The organism is Niallia sp. (genome assembly GCF_031978665.1).
GTDB lineage: Bacteria > Bacillota > Bacilli > Bacillales > Cytobacillaceae > Niallia.
Map to the genome: position 1 here is coordinate 34,995 of NZ_DALZDK010000012.1, position 25,585 is coordinate 60,579.

The following is a 25,585-nucleotide window of genomic DNA, read 5'->3' on the forward strand; positions in this document are numbered from 1 at the left end:
GGTGATCACCTCGTCTCTTCTTTTCTCTCCTTCGCACGAAGCTGTCCACATGCAGCATCGATATCTGAACCTTGCTCACGACGGATTGTCACATTTACTCCACGATTCTTTAACGTTTTTTCAAATAAAAAGATTTGATCTTTCGGTGTTCTTACATAGTCTCTTTCTGGTACATAGTTTACCGGAATTAAGTTGACATGGCACTTTATTCCTTTCACAAGCTCAGCTAACTCTTCCGCATGCTCCACTTGATCATTGACATTACCAAACAAGCCATACTCAAAGCTAACGCGTCTTCCAGTTTTATCCACATAATAACGGATTGCTTCGATTAAATCAGGCAATTTATAAGCTCTATTAATCGGCATTAGTCTGCTTCTTAGCTCTGTGTTTGGAGCATGAAGGGAAACAGCAAAGTTAATTTGCATATTTTGATCAGCAAATTCATAGATTTTCGGGATAATTCCGCTAGTAGATACGGTGATATGTCTTGCCCCGATATTTAATGCTTGTTCGTGATTAATAATTTTTAGGAAACTTAACATACTAGTAAAGTTATCAAACGGTTCCCCAATTCCCATGATAACAACTGAACTTACACGTTCGCCTAATTCATCTAATGCCTGTTGTACTTTTACGACTTGAGCAACGATTTCTCCTGCTTCTAAATTTCTTTTTAATCCACCTAAGGTAGAAGCACAGAATGTACAACCAATTCTACAGCCTACTTGTGTCGTTACACATACAGAATTGCCATAATCATGGCGCATTAAAACTGTTTCAATGGAATAGCCATCATGTAATTCGAATAAAAACTTAATCGTTCCATCATTAGATGTTTGCTGAATAAGCGTGTTTAATGTTGTAATCGTAAAATTTTCTTGCAAAAGCAAACGTAAATTTTTCGATAAGTTCGACATGTCTTCAAAAGAGGTTACTCTCTTTTTATATAGCCATTCAAAAATTTGGTCGGCACGAAATGCCTTTTCATTATGTTCTTTTAGCCAATCCCTTAATGCTTCCAATTCTATCGAGTAAATCGAGGGAATTGTTGGTTCTGCCTTTTGTCTTCTTCTTGATGATGTTTTTACTTGTTCCATCATTGCACCTTCTTTCTTAATGCTGCAATATAAAAGCCATCGGAGCCAAAATATTGCGGTAAAACCTGTAATTCATTTCCATTTGTATATTGTTTTAATTCGGATGGTAATCGTTCAGCTAAGTTTACGTCTCTTTCAAACTGTGAATTGGCTGCCAAGAACTTTTCAACCACTTCTTCATTTTCAGCTTTATCAATCGTACATGTACTATATACTAATAATCCACCTTTTTTTAAGAGCGGTGAAACAGAAGCTAATAAATCTAATTGGATTTTCTGCAGGCGACTAACGTCAGCCTCTGTTTTCGTATATTTCATGTCCGGTTTTCTTCTCATTACCCCAAATCCTGAACATGGAGCATCCAGTAGAATACGGTCAAAGCTTTCTTTTTCTAAGGTACTATCCAATTTTCTTGAATCCATTGCTCTTGTTTGAATGCTTGGTAAATCTAAACGGTCTGCATTTTGCTTAATAAGCTTCACTTTATGCTCATGAAGATCGATGGAAAGTACTTGTCCCTCTTTATTCATCTTTTCCGCAATATGTGTCGATTTACCTCCAGGAGCAGCACAAGCATCCAATACGGAATAAGGCTTGTCGACATCTAAAGCATAGGCAACAATCATCGAGCTTTCATCTTGAATCGTTAAAAATCCTTTTTCAAAAGCAGAAGAATGGGCTACATTTCCTCGTAAAATCTTAACCCCTTCTGGAATTACTTCACTTGCTTCAACGAAGAAGCCTTCTTCTGTTAAAAGAGATAAGCATTCATCGACAGAAATTTTTGTTGTATTCACCCTTGCTGTTTGCATCGGCGCCGTTAAGTTAATTTCACACATTTTCTTTGCTTCTTCTAAGCCAAGCTGATTTACCCATCTTTTTACCAACCAAAGTGGATGGCTTGTTTCAATAGCCAGACGTTCAGTCTCATCCTGAATCTCACTAAAAGACGGCAAGCCCTGTCTAAGGATATTTCGTAAAACGGCATTTACAAGACCGCTAATTCCTTTATGACCCCTTTTTTTCGCAATTTCTACCGCTTCATTTATTGCAGCATGATCTGGAATGCGATCCAAATATACCATTTGATACAACGTCATCTGCAAAAGAATATGCACCCAAGCTTCCATTTTCTTTCCTTTATTAATAAAAGGTTGAAGATAAAATTCGAGCGTCATTTTTCGTTGAAGCGTTCCATAAACGATTTCTGTTAGCAAACCGATATCCTTAGATGGAATCTCATTTTTTTTAATCGTTGTATTTAATAATAAATTACTGTACGCTTGATTTTTTTGAATGCTCTCCAAAATATCTAGCGCTGCTTCCCGAACATTTTTTCTAGTTTTCTTCATTTGTTACTCCCAGTATCTCATTTACTTGCATCTTGCTGCCAGCACCGCGTAAAAATTGGCCAATGTCCATTTTCTTTTTCCCTGCTGGCTGTACTTCTGTTAATTGAATATATGTCTCATTTCCAGTTGCAATAATTGGTCCCTGCTCTGTTATTTCTACAATCGTTCCAGGAGCAGCATCTTTCTTTTTCGCGACTTTCTTTCCTGCCCATACTTTCATTACTTTATCTTGATATAAAGTGAAGGCCACTGGCCATGGATTTAATCCACGAATTTTGTTGTAAATGTCTTCTCCTGAAGCCGACCAATCGATTTTTTCATCCGAACGTTTCAGATTTGGTGCAAACGTAGCCTCTTCATCCTTTTGTGGAATTGGCGTCATTTCACCTGCTAACAGTTTAGGCAAAGTTTCAGCTAATAAATCACTTCCAACAACACTTAATTTATCATGAAGTGTTCCTACCGTATCTTCTTCCTCAATTTTCACTTCTGCAACGGAGATAATGTCACCAGCATCTAACTTCTCTGCCATATACATAATGGTAATACCGGTTTTTTCTTTTCCTTGTAAAATACTATAGTGAATTGGTGCTCCTCCTCTTAATTCAGGAAGCAAGGACGCATGAACATTTACACAACCGAATTTCGGTGCATTTAATAATTCTTTTGGTAAAATTTGTCCAAAAGCAGCTGTCACAATAATATCAGGGTTAAGAGAGATAATTGCTTTCAGCTCTTCTGATTGACGAATCTTTTCTGGTTGATAAACAGGAATATTATGCTTTAGCGCCTCCACCTTTACTGGAGGTGGTGTGAGCACTTTTTTTCTGCCAACCGGACGATCTGGCTGTGTTACGACTGCAATTACATCATACTTTTCTTCTATTAATCTTTGTAATACAGGAACGGAAAAGTCCGGAGTTCCCATAAATACTACCTTAGTCATTTGCTTCCACTCCTTCTAGCTCCTCTTCCTCTAGATAGCGAATTACTTTTGAAGTGAATAATACTCCATCTAAGTGATCCATTTCATGCAAAATCGCTCGAGCTAAATATTCTTCTGCTTCTATTATATATTTTTTACCTTTTCTATTTTGAGCTTCTACTATTATGGAAAAAGGTCTTTCCACATCTCCGAATAATCCCGGAAAACTTAAGCAGCCTTCTGGTCCTACTTGCGCGCCTTTTACTTCTAATAGTTTTGGATTAATTAATTCCAGTGTACCCATTTCATCGTCAATATCTACTACGGCAATGCGCTTTGCTATTCCAATCTGTGGAGCAGCAAGACCTACTCCATCGAATTCGATCATCGTATCATACATATCGTTTAATAGTTTTGCCAATTTTTTATCAAAGACTGTAACTTCCTCGCACGGTGTTTCTAACACCGGATCCGGAAACATTACAATTTGTTTTACTGCCACATTATTTCCTCCAAACGTTTAGAGCGATAGTTGGTTAAAATTTATATATTTAAACAAAGACTGTTTTAAAATTAGTGTACATGTTATTCAAATAAAGTTCGGACAACCACCCTATACTAAAACTCATTCCTTTTTGTATTTTATCAAACCCTGCTACTAAATAGCTATGTATTCCTTTTGGAAATTAATAAGTTCATTGATTCATTTCAGGTCAACAAAATAAAAACCCATGTCAGGAAACTCAGGATAACATTAAACCATCCGTCATTTTCGCTGTCATGAGCCTTGAACATTTTAACATATAACTATCCAAAAAGAAAGGAGCGGCTCCCGCTCCTTAACTTGATTATAGTACCTAACGAAATATTTACCCCTTAATTGCCAATCGATCCGGGAAAAACAAATTATTCAATTCTTTGATTTTCGCTAAATCGCATTTTGGAACGCGGTTATATGTCAAGATACCGTTAATTTCTTGTTCGACATCTGTTAGCTGTGTATAGCAATAGCCCCATAGTCCTTTTGATTGGAAAACCGCTTCCATGATTTTGCGGTATTCTGTTACATAATCTTCTGCATTCTCTACAGAAGTGTACCCCCAACCACTTTGATCGCCCATTTTAAATGCGATGCCTCCAAATTCTGTTAACAGAATCGGTTCTCCTTGATGGGAGTGATTTTCTGCATACACTTCCCATTTACTATGTGCATGGGTAAGTAAATTTTCAACAGTTGAAATGGACTCCTTGAAATATTGATATTTTGCCTTTTCATCCGCATTTCCATGACCGTAATTATGAATCGCACAAATATCAGTAACGGTCGCTTCCCAACCGTCGTTGGAAATTACTAGACGTGTGCCATCAATTGCATGGAGCATATGATACATAGTTGTTGAAAAGTGCTGCTGTGTTTTATCAAAATGAATATCTGGAATACCCCAGCTTTCGTTTAGTGGTACCCATGTAATGATGGACGGATGATTATAATCTCGTTCCACAATTTCCATCCATTCTTTCATTAATCTCTTTGCAGCTTCCTTTGTATAAACAGGAGCTGATGCACATTCTCCCCATACTAAGAAACCTAATGTATCTGCATAATGTAAGAATAGAGGATCTTCTGTTTTTTGATGTTTTCTACAGCCGTTAAATCCCATTTCTTTCGCGAGTTCGATATCTTTTTTATAATCTTCTGCTTTTGGTGCTGTTAAAAGCCCCTCTGGCCAATAACCTTGATCAAGTACAAGTTTTTGATAATATGGTTTATTATTTAAATAGACCATTCCATTTTCCGTATGAACTTTTCGATAGCCGAAATAGGACTCCACTTTATCTAAAACTGTTCCACTTTCATCACAGAGCTCGATGGAAACATCAAATAAATTTGGATGTTCTGGTGACCAAGTGTAGCCGCCACCATGAAAATTTGTACGAAAAATTTTATTTTGGATAATGTCAACTGCACGTTTTTCGGCAATATTATTCATTTTCATTCGATCTTCTGCTATCAAAGTATTCTTAAACATTATTTTGTAGTTCACATAATAATTAGCTTTAGAAACTTCTGTCTCTTTATTTAAAGCAAAATCCATCCATACGACACCATGATCAAGATCAGAAGTAAATTGAACTTTTTCAATATGTTCTTTATTTACTTGTTCCACCCAAACAGTTTGCCAAATTCCTGTAGAATTCGTATACCATATTGCCCGTGGCTCCTCTTCCCAAAACTGTTTGCCCCTTGGGATTGTTTCATCTTTTAAAGGATCATAGACCTTAACCGTAATAGTTTGGTTTTCTTCTGCTAAATAATTCGAAATATCAAATGAAAACGAAGTATGCCCGCCTTCATGGTCTCCCACGAATTGTCCGTTCACATAGACTTTGCAATAGTAGTCTACCGCACCAAAATGCAAGATTGTTCTTTTATCCGAAGATTTAGAAATAACTACTTCTTTCTTATACCATACATACTCATGAATCGTTCTTTCCCCAATACCGCTTAGCTCAGATTGGTAAACAAATGGTACTTGAATTTCTTTATCCAGTGTTTCTTTATTAAAATACTGCTCTTTTTCTCCAATATTGTCATCATCAAACTGAAATTGCCATGTTCCATTTAAGTTAATCCACTCTTCACGCACAAACTGAGGGCGCGGATATTCTTGTCTCGTCATCTTATACACTCCTATGATTATAATCTTCGGGTATTTACTTGTCTTACTCTCTCAACGGAAACTTTTGGTTTTCTATCGATTGTAAGCAAGCCGTTTACTTCTTGTTGTACATCGGTTAGTTGTGTATAACAATAACCACATACATATTCTAGATCCTGAACAGCGTGATGAATGTCTTCAAAACGTTTAAAAAACGCATCTTCATCCTTTACTTGATTTCCATATCCCCAACCTTCCTCTGTTTGAAAAGCGATTCCGCCAAATTCAGAAATAAGGATCGGCTGGCCTTTATACGAATAACCATCTGCAAAGGCATAGAAACCTTTATTAAACTGGATAGCATTAGACATTAATTTTTCGTTATCTTCATATCTACTTGCAAGAAGTGCTCCGTATTCTTCATAGTCATGCAGTGTGATAATATCGGAAATAGTATGTTCCCAGCCGTCATTTGTGATAACAGGGCGATTGCTATCATATGCTTTTGTTAAATGATAGATGCTTTCCGTAAAAGCTTGTTGTTGCTTGTCATGATGGATATTACCAACCCCCCATGATTCATTAAATGGTACCCATGTGATCACACTCGGATGGTTGTAGTTTTGCTTCACAATTTCCAACCATTCATGGGTAAAATTACGAACTGCTTTGTCACTAAATCCAAACGTTGAACCAACTTCTAGCCAGACAAGAAGACCTTTTTTATCCGCTAAATATAAAAATCTGCTGTCCTCTACTTTTTGGTGCTTACGGACTCCGTTATATCCCAATTCTAATACTTTATCGATATCTTCTTCTAACGCCGCAACACTTGGGGGCGTTAAATCTGATTCTTCCCAGTAGCCTTGGTCTAAAATTAAGCGTTGATATAGCTCTCTATTATTAAGAAGGATTCTGTTTCCTTCAATGGATATCTTACGCATACCAAAATAGGATTGAACTTCATCAAGTAATACATCTTGGTGGTACAATTTAAGCGTTAAATCATATAGATTAGGATGTTCTGGACTCCAAACCTTCATTGTCCATGGATCCAGTCTTTCTAATACACTTCCTTTAAGTTCGGCAGCATTATCAACGATATTAGCCGTTAATTCATTGATTACTTTGCCATTAAATTGGATAGATGCCACTACTTTATATCCTTCTGCTGTAAGCGGGATATTTTTTGTTTCTACTTCAATTGCTACTTCTTGCTCATCAAATAATGGCGTAATTTTCACATGATTTAAGTGAAATTCGTTTACATATTCTAACCAAACGGATTTCCATATTCCTGTTGTTTGAACATACCAGCAGCCAAAATTCTCTTCATGCCAGCGTTGTTTTCCTCTCGGTTGTGAACAATCCTTTGAATCTTTGACTTTTACAGTCAGTTTATTCTCGCCAGTTGTCACATAGTCAGCTACATCTACGGAAAAACCATGGTAACCTCCTTGATGGATTGTTACGAGATTACCATTTACATAGATAAATGCCTCATAATCTACTCCTTCAAAATGGACGATCGGATGCCTTTTTGCATCATCGATTGTAATCGTTCTTTCATACCAAACCGTTTCGTGATGTTCTTGTTGATTAATGCCACTTGCTTTCGTTTCATATGTGAACGGTACATTTATCGTTGTACTCTCTGGAAAAGATGCATACCATCTCTCCTTCTCTCCTACTTTATTATCATCAAAAGCAAATTTCCATTCTCCATCTAGTGAAACCCATTCCGCTCTGTGGAATTGAGGATTTGGATGCAATTCATTCATTAATTTATACCTCCGATTTGTTCATTTCTTGTCATATTTAATTTTCGAATTGTTTTATTTTTCGCTAAAACTAAGATACCTGCTGCCATACATAAAACTAAGCTAATAATATCCATGATGATATAGGATAGCGCTCCACATACGAACAGCCAAACCGCAACCTTCACATGGGCTTGATCATCTATCATATATTTCTTTGCACAAACTAAATTAATTAACCCCAGGCCGATTAACAAGGCGCCAAACATACCTATAAATATATAGATACTTCCAACATAAGATTCCATCGCTTTCATATAGGCAAAAGCAGAGTCTTCAACAAGCTTTGCACCTTCGACTTTTTTTAATGTTCCATATAACAGGATCGTAAAGAGACCATCGACGATTTGCCAAATACCTACTATTCTCACTAGATTTCTTTCTAGCTTTCTGCTCATTAGCCTTTCACCCCAGCGGATAAGGACATAGATTCCAAGAAATATTTCTGTGCGAATAGATATAAGATAAAGGTTGGAATAATCGCAAACAATGCACCTGCCATTAATAAGGTTGGTTGTGCTTGATACATTCCTTGCAATAACTGCAGACCTGGTGTAATCGGCATCTTTTCTATATCATTAAATACAATGGATGGCCATAAGAAGTCGTTCCATGATCCCGTAAAGGAGAATAAAGCAACAACTAAGAGAACCGGTTTTATCAATGGCAGAATTACTTTTCCTAAAATTTGAAAATCACTTGCACCATCCATACGGGCAGCTTCATCAAATTCGAGGGGAATATTATTCATAAATTGTCTAACTAGAAAGATATTAAATACACCTGCTGCTCCAGGAACAATCATCGCGATCGGTGAATTTACCCACCCAAGGATATCGATGATTTTATAAAGAGGAATTAGATTTACTACTCCTGGAAACATCATCGTTGCCATTAAAAAAGCAAACAAACCATTTTTCCCTTTAAAATTCAATCTACTAAAAGCAAAAGCAGATAATGTAACAACAATTAAAACTAATAATGTGTGTGATACAGAAATAAAAACTGAATTTGTAAACCAGCGAACCAATGGTGTACTTGCATTATCAACTAATAATGTTGTGTAATTTGTAAGCACCCATTCAATCGGAAGAAATTTAAAGCCCACTGTTTGTAGTTCTATTTCTGATTTAAAGGAGGTTACAACTCCCCATAATAAAGGAATAATCCAAATCACAGCCATGATAAGCAAAAAGGCAAACGCAATGATTTTAGGTAGTGGATTGGTTCTTTTACTGCTCATACTCTTCCTCCTCTAATTAATTCTTTCTCTCTCTTAAGAAAAAGAATTGTAATGATGCAACAACCATTATGCAAACTCCAAGAATAACAGCCATTGCAGACGAGATCCCAGCAATCGATTGACCTGAACCAAAGGCATTTTGCTGAATATCCATTAATAATACTCTTGTTGAGTCTGTTGGACCTCCACCAGTTAACATTAACGGCTGACCATAGACATTAAATTGAGCAATTGTTGTGATAACAACCGTATAAAGAATTTGCCCTTTAATACTTGGAAGCGTGATCTTAATAAATTTCTGGAAAGAAGAAGCGCCATCAATATCCGCTGCTTCATAATAATCTTTCGAAATTCCATTCAATGCCGCTTGGTAAATGATCATATTTCCACCAATCGTCCACCAAACCGTTACAGCTACTAGCGCAATCCATGCATATGGCTGTGTACCAGTCCAAACTGTTTCAAGATTGAAAATATTATTGATTGGACCATACGTTACATTAAACATAAGTCCCCAGATGATGATGACTGCAGAAATTGCGAATAACGATGGTAAATAGAATAAAGACTGAAATACTTTCCATAGAGTTGGTTTTGTATTCAATGCTGCTGCAAGAAACAGAGGTACAATAATACAAAATGGGACAGCAAATAGAACAAATAAAAAGGTGTTTTTCAAACCATTATGAAGTTGTTCATAAAAGACGGAATCAGATTGAAGTAATAGTTCTTTATAATTATCCAATCCAACAAAGGTCGGGGAACTAATTAAATCCCATTCTGTAAAAGAAATATAGATTCCAAAAAAGATTGGAATCAGAAAAAACACTCCAAAAATGATCAAATGAGGTGCTAAAAATAGCCATGGTGCAAAAGAGGTATTTCTAGACTTTTTTATTTTCATTTGTTTTACATTTTTCGTAGCGGGAACAATTTCCATACGCCCTACTTCCTTTCCTCTTGCTTCTATTAGAATAAGATTCGTAGATCTTATACCTTTTTAGCTTACAGCCTAAATACATTAGCTTACCTACTAGCAACTGTGGTTTCTGTAATTAGGCTGCTTACTATTTTTTATTGACTTGGCTGTTTTGGTAAAGTTTGTTGAGATTACCCGTAACCTGAATACACTTCGCTTTCCCCAGATAAACTTTTAGCTTCCTCGGGCATAGCTAGTGATGTCACACCTGTCTCGCTCACTCCCCCCCCGCGGCGTCTTTCGTGTATTTTAGTCGTCTAAGGATTTATTACTATTACTTTTCCTCCAAGTAAAACAACTATCTTTTCAAAACAGCCATGGATTTCTAAAACCCTAATCAAAAGTAAACACTTTCATTTTCATCTAGAAATTATTTATTCGAATTATCTTTTTCCACTTTAGCGGATATTTCTTTTTCCATATCCTCTAATGCTTTGTCTGTTTCCGCTTTTGAGAATACGACATCGCCAGCTTTAGAATCAAGTAATTCAGAAACATAGCCATTGTATTTGTAGTCAAAGATTTTTAATGTTGCTTGTTGTTCTGGTGTTGCTAAAAAGAACGATTGTGGCATTGCTTTATATTCTTCATTTTCTAAAAGAGAAAGTGTTGCTGGATTTTGTCCGGATTTTGCCCATTCCATTGAATTATCACGAACCCAATCTAAAAACTCAACCACACCTTTTGCTTTTTCTTCGCTACGAGAATCATCTTTCAACATGATAAATTGGTGAGAAGAAGACCAGTTCACTGCTTTAGATAAGTCATCTGATAATTGAGGAGCATTTGTTAATCCCCAATTTACCTTTGATTCTTTAATTTGATTTTGCATCCAAATTCCTTCAGGAAGAAAAACTACTTTTCCAGTTAAGAACATTTGTGTTGGATCTTCACCATCCTTTGTTGTATAACCAGCCTTCACGTAATCTCTCCATAAATTAAAGGTATCTTTCGCAGCTTGGTTAACTAAAGTTGGTTGAATACCATCTTCTGTTAACTCCCCACCATTTTGAGCATATAGTGACAAGAAATTAGGTTTTAGCCATGTTACTCCTAATGCTCTGATCTTATCTTGTTGCGCTTGCTCTCCAACTTGTTTAATCTCATCAAACGTTACAATATTATCATCTAATGCTGTTGGCAAATATTTATCTACTAAATCTTTGTTGTAGTACATTCCGAAAGTATGAATATCTAACGGAACACTATAACGCTCTGAATCTAGTTCTCCAATATTCCAAGCCTCTGCTACATAATTATCGCCATTAATTTCTGGGAAATCTGCTAGCAAATCATTATAAGAAGTCAACATATCATTATCTTTGAACTGTTTAATTCTTTCTGCATGGACGATTGTTAAATCTGGAATATTCTTCTTAGAGTTTACAATCGTTGGAATTTTCGTATACATGTCCGTTTCTTTTAAGGAAACGTTTTTGATTTTGTACTCAGGATTCGTTTTATTATACTCATTTACCATAGCCTGCATGTTTTTCCCATCTGGCCCTGTGAATGGATTCCAAAACGTAATTTCATTTTTTGAGCTGCTAGATCCTGAACTTGAATCTCCACAGCCTGCTAAAATACCGATCGAGAGTCCGATCACTCCAACATACTTCCAAAGCTTTCTCTTTGCCCCCACAATAATTCCTCCTTTTTATTTAACTCATTACTCAATAAAAGTCTTTAACTTAAAAGTTAAAGTTTGTTAAATAAAGCACTTTACACTATTAATTTAACAACATAGGAAAGCGTTGTCAATCCTATTTTAACAATATTTTTTATGTTTACTATTGTAGTTAAACACTACGAATGCTAAAATAAAGAGACAAGCAAGTATTTAACCATAAAGTTAAAGGAGGATCCTATGCAAATTCAAATTTCGAAGGATTATTTTCATATTTATCAAGCCCTTGCTAGTGAAACTAGAATAGAGATCATCGAAATCCTTGCCAAAAACAATATGAATATATCTGATTTAGCGAAGCAATTGGGCATAAGTGCTGCCATCGTTACCCGCCATATTCAAAAATTAGAAGAAGCAGGCATCGTAAAATCTGAAAGATCACCTGGTAAATCAGGCTTGCAAAAAATTGTTTTTTTAGCGATAGACAATATCGAAATTCATTTTCCAAGAAAAATATTTAAAGAGTATTTACTTCACCATACGGATTTGAAAATTGGGCATTATACTGATTTTTCTGCTAAACCTACCTGTGGCATTGCAACAGAAAAAGAAATCATCGGGAAAGCGGATGATCCAAAATATTTTATGGATAGCCAAAGAGTGGATGCACAGCTATTATGGTTATCCCAAGGTTATGTAGAGTACAAAATCCCAAATTTACTTGGACCAAATGAAATTCCAGAAATGGTAGAAATCAGTCTAGAGCTTGCATCTGAATTTCCGATTTCCAATAATGTGTGGCCAAGTGATATAACGTTTTACTTAAATAACGTGGAGATTGGCACCTACACTGTGCCCGGAAATTTTTCTGACGTGAGAGGTCGCTATACACCAAAATGGTGGAATGATAAATTTAGTCAGTACGGCCTTTTAAAAACGATCAGGGTAAATAAAATGGATACTGGAATTGATGGGGAGCCGTTTTCTAGTGTCACGATTAATGATTTACAATTAGAGAACTCCCCCTTTCTCACTTTGAAAATTGCGGTTAAAGAAGATTCAGAAAGAGTTGGTGGGATGACTTTATTTGGGGAACATTTTGGAAACCATAAGCAAAATATACAGATTGGGATTTATTATTTGGAGAAGGAAAATTAATATAGCAAAATAAAAAGAAATGACCGTTTCCATTCTGTCATTTCTTTTTATTTTCATTTTCACGTTGAAGGTTAATAGCAACAGTAGCATCGTTTGTAGCAATCTTCTCTACATCAAAATAAACGGATTAACATCAATCGAGATTTGCAGTCCATTTGTGCTTATTTCTGTCTGGTAATGATCTAAAATCGACTTTAGCACTTCCTCTAAGTTTAGTTCTTGTTTATATTTTATTAGGCATTGATAACGATATTTATTCTTTATCCTTGCGATTGGTGAAGCGACTGGTCCTAAAATAACCGTTTGAGGTGATAATCTATTTCGAACAATCTGCGTGATTTTTTCCGCAACCCCGACTACCTTCATTAGCTCTTCATGGCTAATCGTAATCATGGTAAGAAAATAGTATGGAGGATAGGCATGCTGTCTGCGAATCATCATCTCCGTTTCATAAAAACGATCATAATCCTGTTCACTCGCAAGCTCAATACTATAATGCTCTGGCGTATAGGTCTGAAAAATAACTTCGCCCTGTAATTCATGTCTGCCTGCTCTTCCGCTTACTTGTGTCAGTAATTGAAAGGTCTTCTCTGACGATCTGAAATCTGGTAAATGGAGCATTGTATCAGCTGACAGTACGCCAACTAGCGTAATTCTTGGGAAATCTAGTCCTTTGGCAATCATTTGGGTGCCTAATAGAATATCTGCCTCTCCATCTTGGAATTTTTGCAGCAGCTTTTCATGGGCTCCCTTTCGACTAGTTGTGTCCACATCCATCCGAATAACTCTTGCTTCAGGCAAAATTTTCGCCAGCTCTTCCTCTACCTTTTGTGTTCCTGTTCCAAAATATCGAATATGCTCACTGCTACATTCTGGACAAGTTGTAGGCGTATATGTTTCATATCCACAATAATGACACTTCATCTGATTTTGAAAACGGTGGTAGGTTAAGCTAATATCACAATTCGGACATTTAACAACATACCCACAGTCACGGCACATGACAAAGGACGAATGTCCTCGCTTATTTAAAAATAAGACCGTTTGCTCTTTCTTTTCAAGGCGATCTTTCAGCTTATCTAGCAATACTTCGGAAAACATGGAGCGATTGCCGTTTCTAAGTTCTTCCCGCATATCAATAATTTCAACATTAGGAAGAGCTTGATTATTCATTCGATTAGGAAGGGATAGTAAAGTATATACGCCTTTTTGGGCTCGTGCAAAGCTTTCTAAAGAAGGAGTTGCACTACCTAAAATAATCGAACAACCATGCTTTTTCCCTCTTTCGATGGCAACGTCCTTTGCATGGTAACGTGGATTCTCCTCTTGCTTATAGGTCATTTCATGCTCTTCATCAATAATGATAATGCCAAGATTCGTAAACGGAGCAAAAATTGCGGATCTAGCTCCTACGACAACTTTCACTTCGTTTCTTTGAATTTTTCGCCATTCATCATACTTTTCTCCCACTGACAATCCACTATGCAAAACCGCAACCAGTTCACCAAATCGCCCTTTAAAACGGTTTACCATTTGGGGAGTTAGGGCGATTTCAGGGACAAGCACAATCGCTTCCTCTCCCTTTGCCAATACTTTTTCAATGGATTGCAAATAAACTTCTGTTTTCCCACTACCGGTTACACCATATAAGAGAAACACTTCATGTCTATCCTCTTCCACAGCCTGATGGATAGGTGCAACCACTTTTGCTTGATCATCGGTTAAAGGCAAGGCATGCGTTCTCTCAAACTCACGCTCTTGATAAGGATCTCGATATACTTCCTTATCCATTTCACCGAGAAGTCCTTTTTCGACTAATCCTTTAATAGCAGCAGTAGAAATATTTAATTTCGTTAAGAGCTGTTTTTGTTCAATTGGTTCTGGATGCTCACTAAAAAACGCAAGCAATTCTTTTTGTTTCTTTGCGTTTTTATTCAGTGATTCTTCGTAATCGGTTAAAGCTTTTCCATTTACAAGGGGATAAATATGTTTTACCTTCTTCTTCTGTCCTCTTGATTGAACCTCATAGGAAACCTCTATTGTTCCTCTCTTCACTTCCTTTTGTAAAGCAGAAAGAGACACATTTTTTAGAGCTTCCTCCCACACCAATTCTTCTGTATTTCTAAAAAGAGCAGCTACCCCTTCTGCCATGTCTTGTTCCTGACCTGCTACTTTTTTCACTTTGCGCTCATATTTAGCCTTTAAAGCCGGCGGCAACATCGCCTGAAAAGCAGAAATTTTATAGCAAAGAGTCGAATGGGACAACCAATCAGCAAGAGATAGAAGCTCTTTATTTAAAACAGGCACTAAATCCATCGGTTCGATTACTTTTTTTAGCGATTTAAAATTAGATGTTTCCTCCAAGCTTTCCACAAAGCCTTGTACCTTTCTAGGACCAAATGGAACAATTACCCGCATTCCTGGTTGAATAACATCTTCTAGTTCTTGTGGAATAAGATAATCAAATGCCCTGTCCGTTTGTTTAGCCGGAACATCGACAATTACTTTCGCTACCGTCATTTTTGAACAGCTTCCTTCATCAAAATGGCTTGTTCCAATATTTTTTCCGCTACTTCGTCTTTCGAAAGAAGGGGAAGTTCGATGGAAGTCCCATCTTTCTTATACATTGTTACTAAATTTGTATCTGTTCCAAAGCCAGAATCCTGTCTATTTACATTATTGGCAACAATCATATCAGCATTTTTCCGCTTTAATTTATCCATTGCATACGCAGCCATATTTTGTGTTTCTGCTGCAAAGCCAATTAGAATCTGCTGTTCTTTTCTTTTTCCAAGTTCGGATAAAATATCTTGGGTCCGCGTGAATTCAATTGTTTCTGGACCACTTTGCTTTTTCACTTTGTGGTCATAAACAATCGTGGGCTTATAGTCACTTACCGCAGCTGTTTTAACAATAATGTCAGCTTTTTCTCTGTATGTCATTACAGCGTTATACATTTCTTCCGCACTTTCCACTGAAATAACTTGAGCACCTTTTGGTGGAGTTAGATTCGTAGGTCCAGATACTAAAATAACATCTGCCCCATACGCAATGGCTTTTTTAGCAATACTATATCCCATTTTTCCAGAGGAGTGATTGGAAATAAAACGAACTGGATCAATTTTTTCGCGAGTTGGTCCAGCAGTCACGAGTACGGTTGTTCCAGTTAGGATTTTGTTCTTGTTATTATCGGAAAAATAGTCCTCCATATGCTGAACAATCATTTCCGGTTCTTCCAATCTTCCTTTTCCTACATAGCCACATGCTAAATAGCCTTCACCTGGGTTGATAAAGCGATAACCATAGTCATGAAGCGTGTTAATATTTTTAATAACAGCAGGATGATCATACATATGTACATTCATCGCTGGAGCAATCCAAACGTCACTTGTTGCTGCAAGCAAGGTTGTGGTAATCATATTATCCGCAATACCGTTTGCAATCTTTCCAATCACATTGGCCGTTGCTGGGGCCACTAAAATTAAATCAGCCCAATCAGCCAAATCAATATGTGCAATCACTTTTGGATCTTTTTCATCGAAGGTGTCTGTATATACTTCGTTTTTAGAGAGGGCTTTAAAGGTTAATGGATTCACAAATTCCATTGCCGATTCCGACATAATAACCTTCACATCTGCACCCTTTTGCGTTAATTTACTAGTTAAAGCACATACCTTATATACCGCAATGCCCCCTGTTACACACAGAAGAATCTTCTTGCCATTCAACATCATGTGCCTCCTTCCTTTCTTTTTATTCTAAAGTTTATGATCGTCATCAGTCAGAGAGGTTGTCCTTCACCCTCTCTGACCGGATTAGTTGAACTATTTGTATCTGTCAGACATATATGAATCTTATTTTGTCCGTTAAGAGTGAGATATATTGTTTGTTTATGATAAGGCCTATTGGATAAGCATGTTACTAATAGAAGATGCGGGCATCCTTTACGGAAATTCCCCAACTTTAGTAGAATCAATATTCTCAAACTTTAGCCATATGTAAGATTTGCATTTCTATTATTAATGTTAGCATATAATTAAATAATCATTATGTCCATGAAAAAAGACTTAGTAAATGGAATTGTTCCTTTTACTTAAGCCTTTTATTCCGTACTATATTTTTCACAAAAAAATTAATTAATCTTCGCTTGAACCACTTGGTGTATTCACACGATAAGTAAGCTGATCTTTATTGATTTCTTCTAATGCTTTCCCTACATTTTTATGAGAAACATACTTTGCTAATTGTGGTTTTGCATTTACTTGTAGCTTTCTTGCTCTTTTCGCTGCTACAGATACTAATGAATATTTAGAATCGATTTTTGTCATTAATTTATCAATGGATGGATATAACATAATTTATTTAGCCTCCAGCATTTTCTTGTATTTTGGTTCTACTCTTTCTCTGCGACAATGCTCAGCAACAATGATTGCTTTTATTTTTTCACATGCATTCTCTACTGTATCATTTTCTACAACATAATCATATAAGTGCATCATTTCAATTTCTTCTCTTGCCACATTCATTCGATTATTTATAATCTCTTCGGATTCTGTTCCTCTTGTGACAATACGATTTTTTAACTCTGATAAACTTGGCGGGCTTAAGAAGATAAATAAACCATCAGGAAACTTTTCACGAACCTGCTTTGCACCTTCTACTTCAATTTCTAAAAAGACATCTTTGCCTTTTAATGTTGTTTCTCGTACGTAATCAACAGGCGTACCGTAGTAATTTCCAACAAACTCTGCATATTCTAGTAATTTTCCCTGTTCGATTAAATCCTCAAATTCTTCTCTTGATTTAAAGAAATAATCTACTCCATCTACTTCGCCAGCGCGTGGAGATCTTGTTGTCATGGAAATAGAATATTCAAAGGATGTATTTTGTTGTGAGAAGATTTCCTTTCTCACTGTTCCTTTCCCTACACCAGAAGGTCCAGACAAAACGATTAAAAGTCCCTTTTCTATCAAATCTTTCTCCTACCCTTCCTCTATAATCTCATCACGATCGTTTAATCGATGTGCAACTGTTTCTGGTTGAACTGCTGAAAGAACAACATGATCGCTATCCATTACGATAACAGCTCGCGTTCTTCTACCATAAGTAGCATCTATTAATGACCCTCTATCCCTAGCATCTTGGATAATGCGTTTTATTGGGGCAGATTCTGGACTGACAATAGAGATAATTCTATTTGCAGAAACTATATTTCCAAAACCAATATTAATTAATTTAATGGACATTCGCCTTCTCCAATCCTAATATTTTTAGTTTTAACTAGGAAGATTTATTCTAAACCCGTTTTATTCAATGTTTTGGATTTGCTCTTTCATTTTTTCCAAACAGCTTTTCATTTCCACAACAATTGTTCCTATATCCGCTGAATTAGCTTTTGACCCAATGGTATTGATTTCTCGGTTCATTTCCTGCAATAAGAAATCAAGCTTTCTACCAATTTGACTTTTCTCTTCCATTATTTGATAAAACTGTCTAATATGACTATGTAATCTAACCAATTCCTCATTAATATCTGCTTTATCTGCAAAGATTGCCACTTCTGTAATTAGACGGGCTTCATCTATCGGTTCTGGTAAATAGCTTTCAATCCGTGTTTTTAGCTTTTCGCGGTATTGCTTAATCACTTCAGGAGCTAATGACTGTAATTGTTTAACCCAACCTTCTGTTTGCTTCAGGTTGTTTTCTAAGTCTTTATATAACTCTAGTCCTTCTATAATCCGCATATTATTTAACTGTACGACAGCTTCTTCTACTGTAGCAAGCAATACTTCTGATAATTCTTCCATATCTAACTCGCGTTCTGCTACCTGAAAACATTCTTCTTGATTTAATAGATCACGAAGCGAGATAGGCTCTTTGATGGAATATTTGTCTTTTAATTGATGAAATAATTGATAATATTGATCGAGTAATGGCCAATCGACGATAATTTCTTGGCCTTTCTTCTCTTCATCTTCTAATGTTACAAATACTTCTACTCTACCTCTATGTAAATAGTTTGAAATAATTTTCTTTATTTGATCTTCCAAATATAGAAATTGCTTTGGCATCCGAATTATCTGATCGCTAAACCTGTGATTGACCGATTTTATTTCGATGTGAAGTGTTGTATGGTGATATTGTTTTGTTGCTCTTCCAAATCCAGTCATACTTTTTATCATGCTGACACATCCGTTTTCTTTAAAATGTGCGAATTAATGTTGCTTTTTAAAAGCTAGTTTCGCAAAGATCGATGTTTTGTGCCTTCGAACAAGGCCCGTTGATTTCCTCACTTCCCGCAGGAGTTAAGTCCCCTAGGCTACAATCAACTAAAGAATTTTCATCTTTAAATATGACTACAATCTTACAGAATATTAGCTAAAAACAGCATTAAATAAATAAAAGGTAATAGAGTGGTCTCTACTACCTTTTGGATTATAACATATTTTATTTTGATTTACTTAATAAAAATGATCCTGCGAGTAAAAAAGTTGGTACGGAGGCGAATCCGATGATCATTGGCCAATCTTTCATTGCTATTGGCAGGGTATGGAAAATCTCTTGTAGGAATGGTACGTAAAGGACAATTAGAGCCAGTACCAAGGAAGAGATTACGGCCCATACGAGATACATATTGCCAAATGGATTTCTTGAAAGAATCGATTTTTCGCTGCGACAGTCAAATACATGAATCAACTGGGCAAGCACTAATGTGATAAAAGCAACGGTTTGGGCGTATTCTAGATTTGCGGGATTATTATCGTACGCAAACATAAATGCTAATATCGTGGAAATTCCGATTAAGAAACCTCTCGATATCACTTTCCATCCCAATCCCCTTGAAAATACGCCCTCATTTGGACTTCGAGGTCCTCTTTTCATAACATTATCTTCCGGTCTATCTAAACCTAAAGCCATTGCTGGCAATCCATCTGTTACTAAATTCACCCATAAAATTTGGATTGGAACAAGGGGTAGTGGCATTGCTAATAGCATCGCAAATAGCATAACTAAAATTTCCCCAACGTTTGAAGCAAGTAAATAACGGATAAATTTACGAATATTTTCGTAAATATTTCTTCCTTCTACAATGGCTGCTTTAATACTTGCAAAATTGTCATCCATTAAAACTAAAGAAGAAGCTTCCTTTGCTACATCTGTACCTGTGATTCCCATCGCAATTCCAATGTTTGCTTTCTTGATTGCTGGAGCGTCATTCACACCGTCTCCAGTCATTGCAACCACATGTCCTCTATTTTGGAATGCTTGCACAATCTTCAGTTTATGCTCTGGTGACACCCGTGCAAATACAGCAACATCTTCCACAATATCCTCTAATTCTTGTAAACTTAAATCTGTAAGTTCTTTTCCTTCCATTACCTTCGAACGGTTATTGGCAATACCAAGTTGTTTGGCAATTGCTTTTGCCGTAATGACATGGTCTCCGGTAATCATAACTGTCTTAATGCCAGCTTCTTTACACTCTTTGACAGCTTGTTTTACTTCTGGTCTTGGCGGGTCAATAATTCCTTGCAGCCCGATAAAAATCAAATCTTTTTCCGCTTCTCTTTCATGCAAAATAATTGTGTTTGGAGATATTTCCTTATAACCAATAGCAATCGTACGAAGTGCCTGTGAAGCTAAGCCGTTAATCGCTTCTTGAACTACTTTCTTCTGTTCACTTCCTAATACTTGAGAGCGATTTTCAAAAAGAATCGATTTACTCTGACCGATTAACACATCTGGTGCCCCTTTTGTAACGACAAACTGTCGTCCAGATGGATCCTTCACAATAACACTCATCATTTTTCTAGTCGAATCAAAAGGAAATTCATTAACAATTGTAAATTGATTTAATAATTGGGAGCGAGTGAATCCTGCTTTCATGCCAGCTACTAAAATAGCCCCTTCTGTCGGATCGCCATTTAAAACATATTCTCCATCCTTTTGCAGAATCTCTGCGTGATTACAAAGCATTCCAAATGTTAAAAGTTGTTGCAGTGCCTTATCTTTAGTAGGATTGACTAATTTTTCGTCTACATAGTATTTCCCTTGAGGTTCATACCCTGTTCCATCTACTGTATACGTTTTTCCACCAATCCACGTTCTTGTCACTGTCATTTTATTTTGCGTTAATGTACCTGTTTTATCTGAGCAGATAACAGAAGCGCATCCTAGCGTTTCTACTGCAGGCAGCTTACGGACGATCGCATTTTTGCGGATCATTTTCTGAACACCGAGTGATAAGGCAATCGTTACAATCGCAGGTAGCCCTTCTGGTATTGCCGCGACAGCTAATGATACTCCTGCAAGCACCATTGTGTATAAATCATTTCCTTGAAGAACACCAATCACAACAACTAATACCGTTAATAGCAAGGCAGTAACAATTAAAATTTTTCCTAATTGCTCCAGTCGTCTTTGCAATGGAGTTGTCACCGAATCTGCATTTTGCAGTAAATCGGCAATTTGCCCCATCGCTGTCTTCATTCCCGTACCAATTACAACACCAACGCCACTCCCCCGAGAGACCATCGTACCCATAAATCCCATGTTCTCCATATCACCGAGCGCTAAATTATTATTCTTAATGGCAGATACAGTCTTTGGAACAGGTACAGATTCACCTGTTAATGCAGATTCCTCTACCTCTAAACTTCTAGACTCTATTATTCTTACATCTGCACCAATTCGATCGCCACTAGCGAATTTAATAACATCACCTGGAACCAATTCCTTCGATAAAATATTGATCCATTCCCCATTACGAAGTGCATGTACATGGGGCTGTGATAGCTCCTTTAACGCAGACAAAGATTTCTCTGCCCGTATTTCTTGAAAAAAACCAAGAAAACTATTGAGAATGATGATTGCAATAATGGCAATCGCATCAATATATTCGCCCAATAAACCTGAAACAAGCGTAGCAGCTAAAAGAACAAGTACCATAAAATCCTTAAATTGACTGAAGAAAATAAGCAATAGGGATTGCTTTTCCCCTTCCTCTAATTCGTTGAATCCAAAATTCTTTCGTCGCTTTTCCGCCTCTTCATCCGTTAACCCAGCCGAAAAATCAGTATTCAATGTTTGTTCTACTTCTTTTTCGTTCATTTCATGATAGTTCATCCGGCCATCTCACTTCCCCCTTTTTCATTCACCGTTCGCGAATAGCACTTTTGCGAAGTAATGCGTAGTAGTTCTGAACAAAAGGTTAGCAATTCTAACTAACATACATAGTTGTCCCAACACCACTCTATGGAAATCATATTCAGGCTTGGCCGAAAAAATGCTATCGGGATGGATTTTTATTTCATTTATACAAAAATCGCCATTTCATCTTCCTCTAATCCTAACTTTTCTCTAGATACGCTTGCCAAATCCTTGTATTTATTCGGAATTAAAGATAGAGTAAAGAGGGAAATTATTATAAATGAGGTCGTTAGTTATGTCATTTGATGGTTTATTTACAAGAGCAATGTCTCTTGAATTAAAAGAGCTTTTACTAGGAGGCAGAATTAACAAAGTTCAGCAGCCTTTTACAAATGAAATTATTTTATCCATTCGTGCAAATGGAAAAAATCAGAAATTGCTTTTATCTGCACATCCAAGCTATGCACGAGTGCAAATCACCGAAGAATCCTATGAAAATCCGAAAGAACCACCAATGTTCTGTATGCTCCTGCGCAAGCATTTAGAAGGTTATTTTATAGAAGACATTTATCAAATCGACAATGAACGTATCATTGTTTTAGAAATTAGAGGAAGAAATGAAATTGGCGATACTTCCTATAAAAAACTGATGATTGAAATTATGGGACGGCACAGCAATATTATTTTAGTCGATCGAGATAAAAATACGATTTTAGATAGTATTAAACATATTTCCTATGCTGTTAATAGCCACAGAGCCATTCTCCCTGGATATGAATACAAAGCTCCACCAAAACAAGAGAAGCAGGATCCTTATACAGCTACAGAGGAAGACGTTTTACGAGCAATTGATTTTAATAGTGGGAAATTAGATAAGCAGCTTGTACAGCAGTTTGCCGGATTCTCTCCGTTAATCGCTAAAGAAATTTTCTACCATGCCGGTCTTGCTAACCGCGAAACCTTGCCAAAAGCTTTTCTTGCCATAATGGATCCAATAAAGAAAAGAAACTACGCTCCTTCTATTATGGATACTGCAGACAAAGAATACTTTTACTGTCAGCCAATCGAGCATGTGAAAGGCGAAGTTAAACCTTTCCCTACATTAAGCAAAATGCTCGATCGCTATTATTTCGGAAAAGCAGAACGTGACCGAGTGAAACAGCAAAGCAATGATCTTGAACGTTTTATCGTAAATGAACGTGATAAAAACAGCAAAAAGATTAAAAAGCTTGAACGTTCTTTATCGGAAGCAGAAAATGCAGAGGAGTATCAGTTACTTGGTGAACTTTTGACAGCTAATTTATACGCCATAAAAAAAGGCTTAGCAGAAGTAGAAGTAATCAATTACTATGATGAGGACGGGGTGACGATTAAGATTCCCCTTAATCCAAGACTATCCCCTTCTGAAAATGCCCAAAAATATTTTACTAAATATCAAAAAGCGAAAAATTCTATTGAAATTATCAAAGAACAAATTCGACTAGCAGAACAAGAATATGAATATTTCGAAACATTATACCAGCAAATTCTCGCTGCCTCACCGAAAGATATTCAGGAAATTCGCGAAGAGTTAGTAGAAGAAGGCTACCTGCGAGAAAGACAGAAAAAACAAACAAAAAAACAGCAAAATGTAAAGCCAGTACTAGATTATTATTTTTCCGATGATCAAACGGAAATAATCGTAGGTAAAAATAATAAACAGAATGATTATTTAACCAATCGAGTTGCTGCAAGAGATGAAATTTGGCTGCATACAAAGGATATTCCTGGATCCCATGTCGTGATACGGAGCAAGGAACCTTCGGAGGAAACAATTCTGCAAGCAGCAAAATTAGCCGCTTATTTTAGCAAAGCCCGTCAATCAAGCTCTGTTCCAGTAGACTACACCCTAGTCCGCCATGTGAAAAAGCCTAGCGGTGCAAAACCAGGCTTTGTCATTTATGATAATCAGCAAACTGTTTATGTAACGCCAGATGAAGAAACAGTGATTCGATTAAAAGAGAAACGTAATAATACAGCAGTATAAAAAAACTGGGAGAAAAATCTATTTTCTCCCAGTTTTTTATTTATTACTGCCCTACTTTTAAAGAACTGTGTTTATTATTTGTATGCTTTTCCAATACATTTAGCAAACCTTCATTGACTTTACAATTTTTAAAAGCAAACGACTGTATGATAAGATCAATTTCTTCTTCAGAAAGATCCTTAAAAATCTTTGCATACTCAGGCTGGATTAATGCCCCAGCATAAATAGTTAGAATTGCTTGTGACAGGCTGGAAAGATTAAAGCTATGTGACAATTCTGGATTAACCACCTCTTCAAGGTGAGTCGCTAATTCTTCAACAGATTGTCTTGCCTTAAATCCTGGTAACCAAATCATCCAATCATCTGTATTAAGCAAATGCTTCATTTTGAAAATCGATGAAATCTTCTGTAAATATTCTGACTCTGCATCAAGGGTTATTAAGCCCATTACTCCTACATCTTTATAGGTCCAAGTTGTCCAGTGTGCACCAAATTCCTCAAAGATACCTAATTGATCATCCATGGCGTCTAAACGGTCGGAAATCTCATTTTCTGGCCCATTATATACGGAACCAAATTCTCCTACCCAAAGAGGAACATTATATTTGTCTGCAAATTGTGTTCCTTCATGGCTATTAAATACTTCCTTTTGAACATCCAAATCCCAATGCTTTCCACTTTCAACCCGAGCAGTCTTAGCATCAGCTACACCTGGATATGGACCAGGTCCAAACCCTGCAGCAGTATAATTATGACTACTATAAACTAAATTGGTAGCGAAAGGCGCTTCTAATCCCTCAAATAACTTCGAGTAGTTATCCCCTTCAAGGAAGATAATATGGTCAGAATCAATATCACGGATTGCTTCCACCGTTCTTCTGTAGATTCGATTCATTCTTTCCCAGTCTGGTTTATAATTCTTAAAGAAGGTGTGAGGGAAGTCTCCGTGGGGAGTATTCACACATGGTTCATTCATGATATTATAGCCTGCAATCACACTTCTGCCATTATAGCGTCTTGCAAATTCTTCCCATAAAGCAACAAATCGATCTTGGTAGGTTTTATCATGCCAGAAAAAGCTATGGCGTACATCATTATCTGAATGCCAATGCGTATTTTGATACCCTTGGACTGCATGGAGATCGAGAATAACATAAAGCTTATGCTTTTCGCATAAATCAATGATTTTATCCAAACGTTCAAATCCCGATTCTTTATAAATAAATGGTGCTTCATCATCTTCAAAATGTCGGTAATTTAAAGGAATGCGGATTGCAGTTGCTCCCCAACTTTTAATAAATTTTATATCATCTTCTCCGAAAAAATAATGTAATAATCGATCAAATAGAAATTCAGCTTTTTCTTTACCAATCGTTTCAGCCATTGTATAACGAAGTGCGTGTTCTGTTCCTGTATACCCATTAATAAAGTCTTCCATATTCATCCAACCACCAATACATGTCCCTCTTAACTGAATTGGTTTACCTGATGCACCGATAATTTTATTATTTTCTACTTGAAGTAATTCCATTATTATAACCATCC

General features: G+C 36.6%; 20 protein-coding genes. 2 read left to right on the forward strand and 18 right to left on the reverse strand.

The window, feature by feature from the left end:
* Positions 1-5 precede the first annotated feature (5 nt).
* The 10 genes from rlmN to RTL21_RS08460 form a co-directional block, all read right to left on the reverse strand.
* Complete coding sequence (gene rlmN / locus RTL21_RS08415; protein ID WP_312095219.1) at positions 6-1,103, reverse strand: dual-specificity RNA methyltransferase RlmN; 1,098 nt, start codon at positions 1,101-1,103, stop codon at positions 6-8.
* On the reverse strand, positions 1,100-2,452 hold the full coding sequence (rsmB, locus tag RTL21_RS08420; RefSeq protein ID WP_312095221.1) for a 16S rRNA (cytosine(967)-C(5))-methyltransferase RsmB: 1,353 nt from the start codon (positions 2,450-2,452) through the stop codon (positions 1,100-1,102). Before rsmB ends, rlmN begins: the two co-directional genes overlap by 4 nt.
* A complete protein-coding gene (gene fmt / locus RTL21_RS08425) occupies positions 2,439-3,398 on the reverse strand; it encodes a methionyl-tRNA formyltransferase (protein WP_312095223.1) in 960 nt (319 codons plus the stop codon). Before fmt ends, rsmB begins: the two co-directional genes overlap by 14 nt.
* Positions 3,391-3,879 (reverse strand): peptide deformylase, encoded by a 489-nt coding sequence (gene def / locus RTL21_RS08430; protein ID WP_312095225.1) that lies wholly within the window; start codon positions 3,877-3,879, stop codon positions 3,391-3,393. The genes fmt and def overlap by 8 nt, the downstream gene beginning before the upstream one ends.
* 367 nt (positions 3,880-4,246) lie before the next feature.
* Complete coding sequence (locus RTL21_RS08435; RefSeq protein WP_312095227.1) at positions 4,247-6,058, reverse strand: glycoside hydrolase family 2 protein; 1,812 nt, start codon at positions 6,056-6,058, stop codon at positions 4,247-4,249.
* A gap of 17 nt (positions 6,059-6,075) precedes the next feature.
* Positions 6,076-7,818, reverse strand: a complete 1,743-nt coding sequence (locus tag RTL21_RS08440; RefSeq protein WP_312095229.1) for a glycoside hydrolase family 2 protein — start codon at positions 7,816-7,818, stop codon at positions 6,076-6,078.
* Positions 7,818-8,255: a hypothetical protein gene (locus RTL21_RS08445; protein ID WP_312095231.1), complete on the reverse strand. Its 438-nt coding sequence runs from the start codon at positions 8,253-8,255 to the stop codon at positions 7,818-7,820. The genes RTL21_RS08440 and RTL21_RS08445 overlap by 1 nt, the downstream gene beginning before the upstream one ends.
* Positions 8,255-9,100, reverse strand: a complete 846-nt coding sequence (locus RTL21_RS08450; protein WP_312095233.1) for a carbohydrate ABC transporter permease — start codon at positions 9,098-9,100, stop codon at positions 8,255-8,257. The genes RTL21_RS08445 and RTL21_RS08450 overlap by 1 nt, the downstream gene beginning before the upstream one ends.
* A 16-nt stretch (positions 9,101-9,116) precedes the next feature.
* Positions 9,117-10,040 carry a carbohydrate ABC transporter permease gene (locus tag RTL21_RS08455; protein ID WP_312095235.1) on the reverse strand — a complete coding sequence of 308 codons (924 nt, stop codon included), beginning with the start codon at positions 10,038-10,040 and terminating at the stop codon, positions 9,117-9,119.
* Between the two features lie 409 nt (positions 10,041-10,449).
* Positions 10,450-11,721 (reverse strand): extracellular solute-binding protein, encoded by a 1,272-nt coding sequence (locus tag RTL21_RS08460; RefSeq protein ID WP_312095237.1) that lies wholly within the window; start codon positions 11,719-11,721, stop codon positions 10,450-10,452.
* A 225-nt stretch (positions 11,722-11,946) separates the two neighbouring features.
* Here RTL21_RS08460 and RTL21_RS08465 point away from each other — a divergent pair, with 225 nt between their 5' ends.
* Positions 11,947-12,864 (forward strand): ArsR/SmtB family transcription factor, encoded by a 918-nt coding sequence (locus RTL21_RS08465; protein WP_312095239.1) that lies wholly within the window; start codon positions 11,947-11,949, stop codon positions 12,862-12,864.
* 108 nt (positions 12,865-12,972) lie between these two features.
* Here RTL21_RS08465 and priA read toward each other — a convergent pair whose 3' ends face one another.
* From priA to RTL21_RS08500, 7 genes are all read right to left on the reverse strand, one after another.
* Complete coding sequence (gene priA / locus RTL21_RS08470; protein WP_312095241.1) at positions 12,973-15,384, reverse strand: primosomal protein N'; 2,412 nt, start codon at positions 15,382-15,384, stop codon at positions 12,973-12,975.
* Complete coding sequence (coaBC, locus tag RTL21_RS08475; protein ID WP_312095243.1) at positions 15,381-16,595, reverse strand: bifunctional phosphopantothenoylcysteine decarboxylase/phosphopantothenate--cysteine ligase CoaBC; 1,215 nt, start codon at positions 16,593-16,595, stop codon at positions 15,381-15,383. Before coaBC ends, priA begins: the two co-directional genes overlap by 4 nt.
* Positions 16,596-17,000: 405 nt before the next feature.
* Positions 17,001-17,219 (reverse strand): DNA-directed RNA polymerase subunit omega, encoded by a 219-nt coding sequence (rpoZ, locus tag RTL21_RS08480; protein ID WP_312095245.1) that lies wholly within the window; start codon positions 17,217-17,219, stop codon positions 17,001-17,003.
* A 3-nt stretch (positions 17,220-17,222) separates the two neighbouring features.
* Positions 17,223-17,837, reverse strand: coding sequence for a guanylate kinase (gene gmk, locus RTL21_RS08485; RefSeq protein ID WP_312095247.1), 615 nt, complete (start codon positions 17,835-17,837; stop codon positions 17,223-17,225).
* A gap of 9 nt (positions 17,838-17,846) precedes the next feature.
* Entirely contained in the window at positions 17,847-18,110 is a 264-nt protein-coding gene (gene remA / locus RTL21_RS08490; RefSeq protein ID WP_016201046.1) for an extracellular matrix/biofilm regulator RemA, read from the reverse strand.
* Between the two features lie 60 nt (positions 18,111-18,170).
* The gene (locus tag RTL21_RS08495; RefSeq protein ID WP_312095249.1) at positions 18,171-19,046 is read right to left on the reverse strand and encodes a YicC/YloC family endoribonuclease; all 876 of its coding nucleotides are present in this window, start codon (positions 19,044-19,046) and stop codon (positions 18,171-18,173) included.
* A gap of 265 nt (positions 19,047-19,311) precedes the next feature.
* On the reverse strand, positions 19,312-21,990 hold the full coding sequence (locus RTL21_RS08500; protein ID WP_312095251.1) for a calcium-translocating P-type ATPase, SERCA-type: 2,679 nt from the start codon (positions 21,988-21,990) through the stop codon (positions 19,312-19,314).
* A gap of 319 nt (positions 21,991-22,309) precedes the next feature.
* Between RTL21_RS08500 and RTL21_RS08505 the strand changes: the two genes are divergently transcribed.
* On the forward strand, positions 22,310-24,040 hold the full coding sequence (locus RTL21_RS08505) for an Rqc2 family fibronectin-binding protein (protein ID WP_312095253.1): 1,731 nt from the start codon (positions 22,310-22,312) through the stop codon (positions 24,038-24,040).
* Positions 24,041-24,083: 43 nt separating this feature from the next.
* Here the strand turns inward: RTL21_RS08505 and RTL21_RS08510 are convergent, their stop codons facing one another.
* On the reverse strand, positions 24,084-25,571 hold the full coding sequence (locus RTL21_RS08510) for a glycoside hydrolase family 5 protein (RefSeq protein WP_312095255.1): 1,488 nt from the start codon (positions 25,569-25,571) through the stop codon (positions 24,084-24,086).
* Positions 25,572-25,585 lie beyond the last annotated feature (14 nt).